This is a genomic window from Streptomyces sp. NPDC059456, from assembly GCF_042750055.1.
Classification (GTDB): Bacteria; Actinomycetota; Actinomycetes; order Streptomycetales; family Streptomycetaceae; genus Streptomyces.
In genome coordinates, this window is record NZ_JBHYVA010000392.1 from 4,464 (window position 1) to 7,875 (window position 3,412).

3 protein-coding genes are annotated in these 3,412 nt (G+C 72.2%); 1 reads left to right on the forward strand and 2 read right to left on the reverse strand.

Annotated features, from left to right (window positions below; genetic code table 11):
- Positions 1–109 precede the first annotated feature (109 nt).
- On the reverse strand, positions 110–1,333 hold the full coding sequence (locus ACFXA3_RS27875; RefSeq protein WP_385191184.1) for a cytochrome P450: 1,224 nt from the start codon (positions 1,331–1,333) through the stop codon (positions 110–112).
- A 79-nt stretch (positions 1,334–1,412) separates the two neighbouring features.
- On the reverse strand, positions 1,413–2,528 hold the full coding sequence (locus tag ACFXA3_RS27880) for an alpha/beta hydrolase (RefSeq protein ID WP_385191185.1): 1,116 nt from the start codon (positions 2,526–2,528) through the stop codon (positions 1,413–1,415).
- 338 nt (positions 2,529–2,866) lie between these two features.
- On the opposite strand from ACFXA3_RS27880, the gene ACFXA3_RS27885 reads away from it, so the two are divergent.
- The gene (locus ACFXA3_RS27885; protein WP_385191186.1) at positions 2,867–3,367 is read left to right on the forward strand and encodes a hypothetical protein; all 501 of its coding nucleotides are present in this window, start codon (positions 2,867–2,869) and stop codon (positions 3,365–3,367) included.
- Positions 3,368–3,412 lie beyond the last annotated feature (45 nt).

A 3,412-nucleotide genomic window follows, 5' to 3' on the forward strand; every position in this document is an offset into this window, starting at 1 on the left:
GCCTCCGGGCGCCCCGCGCGGGGCCGCCGCGCGCGGGCGCCCCCCCCCGCGCGCCCCGCGGGGCCCCCCACCGGCCGGGGCCGCCCGCCCCCCCCCCGGCCCGTGGGCCTCAGAGGTCCGCGGTGACGGGCAGGGCCCGCAGCGCATGGAAGCGGAAGGTGGTGGTCCAGGTGAGCTGGTCCACGGGGCGGGCCGGGCGGAGTCCGGGCAGCCGGTCGAGGAGCGCGGCCAGCGCGAGGGTGATCTGGAGCCGGGCCAGCGGCGCACCGAGGCAGTAGTGCAGCCCGTGGCCGAGCGCGAGGTGGGCCTTGTCGTCCCGGTCGATGTCGAACCGGTCGGGGTCCGGGTGGCGCTCGGGGTCGCGGTGGGCGGAGGCCAGCGAGAACAGGACCGTGTCCCCGGCCGGGATGCGGACGCCGCCGATCTCCACCGGCTCGGTCGGGAACCGGCGGACCGCCGTCTGGTGCGGGCCGGTGTACCGCAGCAGTTCCTCGACGGCGTCGGGGAGCCGGGCGGGGTCGGCCCGCACCACGGCGAGCTGGTCCGGGTGGGTGAGCAGGGTGAGGAGCCCGCTGCCGATGACGTGCTGGACGGTTTCGCTGCCCGCCATCAGGATCAGGAAGGCGAGCGAGACGAGCTCGTCCTCGGTGAGCCGGTCCTCGTCGTCGCGGGCCGCGATCAGGCTCGACAGCATGTCGTCGCCGGGGGCGCCGCGCCGCTGCTCCACCAGTTCCGTCAGGAAGCGGTGGACGTGGCCGACGGCCGCGACGAGCTCCTCCTTCGCACGCGGGGCGAGCATGGTCGCCACCCAGCCCGAGAACCGCTCCTGGTCGGGAGCGGGTACGCGCAGCAGTGCGCCGACGGTCCGCAGCGGCAGCGGCTTCGCGAAGGCGCCGACCAGGTCCGCCTCGCCGGAGCGGGCGATCTCCTGCGCGAGCCCGGTGACCAGCTCGTCGACGCAGTCCTGGATGCCGGCGCGCAGCGACTCGACGTGGCGTGCGGTGAACCCCTTCGCGACGAGGCGGCGCAGCCGCAGGTGGTCCTCCGGGTCGACGTTGAGGAGGTTGGCGTCGAGGGCCGGCGGCAGGCTGAAACCGCTGAACCCGGTGGTCGAATGCCGCTTGTTGACGGAGAACCGGGCATCGGCGAGCCCGTCCCGTACGTCCGCGGCCCGGGTGACCAGCCACACCGGGGAGCCGTCGGGGAGCGCGACGCGGTGCACCGGGCCTGCGGCGCGCAGCCGGGCGTGGACGGCGTGCGGGTCACGTGCGAACGCTTCGTCGAAGGGGCACGGGAGGGGGTGCGCGGGGGTGGTCGCTGCGTTCCGGGTCATGCCGTGAAGGATTCCTTGTCCGGTGCGGGAGCCTGGTCGCGGGGTCCGGTGCCCGCAGGCCCGGTGCGTGCGCGGGAGGTCATTCGGCGGTGATGCGGGCGCCGATCCACTCCATCGCCGGCGGGATCTCCCGCTTCCACGTGTTGAAGTTGTGCCCGCCGTGGTCGAGGGTGATCGACGAGACGCGTGCCGGCGCCTTCACCTTCTCGATGAACTTCTGCGTGGGCTTGTAGTTCCCCTCGCCCTGCAGCGAGGTGGACACCAGGAAGGACGACTTCCCCTGGGGCAGGTTGTCCAGGCTCCACAGCAGGTCGGATCGTTTCTCCTCGGCCGTGTTCCCGTGGAAGAGATCGCCCGAGTCCCCGTCGATCTCCGGCTTGTAGTCCGCCGACAGGCCCACTCCGGCCGTGTAGCTCTCCGGGTGCTGCAGGGCGACCTTCAGCGCGCAGTAGCCCCCGGTGGAGTCACCGATGACGGCCCAGTTCGAGGGCGAGGTGCCGACGCGGTAGGAGCCCGCGAGTGCCTTGGGCAGGTCCGTACCGAAGAAGGTCTCGCTCTGCGGGCCGCCCGGCACGTCGATGCACTGGGTGTTGCGGGTCGGCACCACCGAGGGCTGCATCATCACCAGGATCATCGGGGGCATCTTCTTCTGCTTGGCGAGCGTCCACGCCGTCTTCGGGTACGGCAGCGGCTTGAGCAGGTTCTCCGCCATCCCCGGGAACCCGGTGAGCACCACGGTGGCGGGGAACTTCCGGTGCTCGTTCCCCTTCTGGAAGTACTCCGGCGGCAGGTACACGTAGGCCTGGACGACGGCCTTGGACCGCTCGCCCTGCACCGTGATCTTCTCGATCTCCCCGCCGACGTGCGGGGTGCCGCCGCCCCGCATCTCCGTCGGCTGCCGGCCGAGGAGCCGCACGGCCGAACCGCCGGGCGTGTCCGCGTCCCGGCCCGTGGGCACCGGCCGTTCCTTTCCGGCCAGGTCCGCCCAGGAACCGTAGAGCAGGAAGGTCCGGTTGGCCGTCAGCCCGACGGAGGAGAGCAGCAGCACCTGGAGCACCAGCACCACGCCGATCCGGCCCAGCGCCGGCTTCCCGCCGCGCCGGCCGAGCCGGGGCCAGAGCCACACGGCGGCCCCGAAGGCGAGCACCGTGGCGAGTACGACGACGGTCAGGAGCGTGCTGCTGGTCAGACTCACGGATCAGGGAGACTCTCTACGCTGTGTCGGCGCGGACCCCCGGCCCGGCCGCGCCGCCTGTGCCGGCGCACAGGACTAGACAGCAACGGGACCCGATCCGTTCCACACCGTCGCGACTCCGCAGGAAATCGCGCCCGTTCCGGCGCCAGGTCGAACTCCGGCCAATCTGTTGACATGGGCCTGACATTTCAAGGTCCCTGTGGGACCTTCCGCAACGTGTTCGCAAGCTCTCTCCCCCGGCCGTTGCGGAACCGCCCCGCACGTCCGGGCGCACGCCGGCGGGGCCCCCGGGGCCCCGCTTCACACCCCACGAGGACGTGGCGAAGAGGAGCGACTGAATGAAGATCTCGACATGGCCGGGCGCGATCGCCCTGGCCGCAGTGGTGACCGTCGGCGGAGCGACGTCGGCGACGGCCCTGGGCCCCACCGCCGACCAGCGGCTCGACGGCGTCATCGTCGTCGCCGGCAACACCTGTACCTGGACCAACGCGCACACCAGCGCCGACCCCCCGAGCGCACTGAGCGTCGACCGCACCACCATCAACACACCGGGTGGAAACCTCGGCTGCAACGGCAGCATCACCGCCACCCTCAACAACAACCCCGCCTTCACCTTCGACGACGCCGCCGGTCTCGCCAGGACGGACGCCATCGACATCACGGGCAAGCAGAGCTTCATCTCCTGCCGCTACAAGGCCACGAACATCACGTGGAACCGCGACGCGGCCACCCGCCGGTACGTGAACCAGGCCTTCACCGCGTCCAAGGTCTCGGGCAGTTTCCTGTGCCCCGGCTCGGTCACGACGGCGGCCGGCGACGCCTCCATGCTGTTCCACTGACCCCGTGTCCGCCGCGGTGTGCCGCAACCCCGCGAGGGGTTGCGG

Bases quoted from the DNA above. Each gene is read 5' to 3' on its own strand.
- ACFXA3_RS27885 (WP_385191186.1), top strand. From the start codon at position 2,867: ATGAAGATCTCGACATGGCCGGGCGCGATCGCCCTGGCCGCAGTGGTG.
- ACFXA3_RS27875 (WP_385191184.1), bottom strand. From the start codon at position 1,333: ATGACCCGGAACGCAGCGACCACCCCCGCGCACCCCCTCCCGTGCCCC.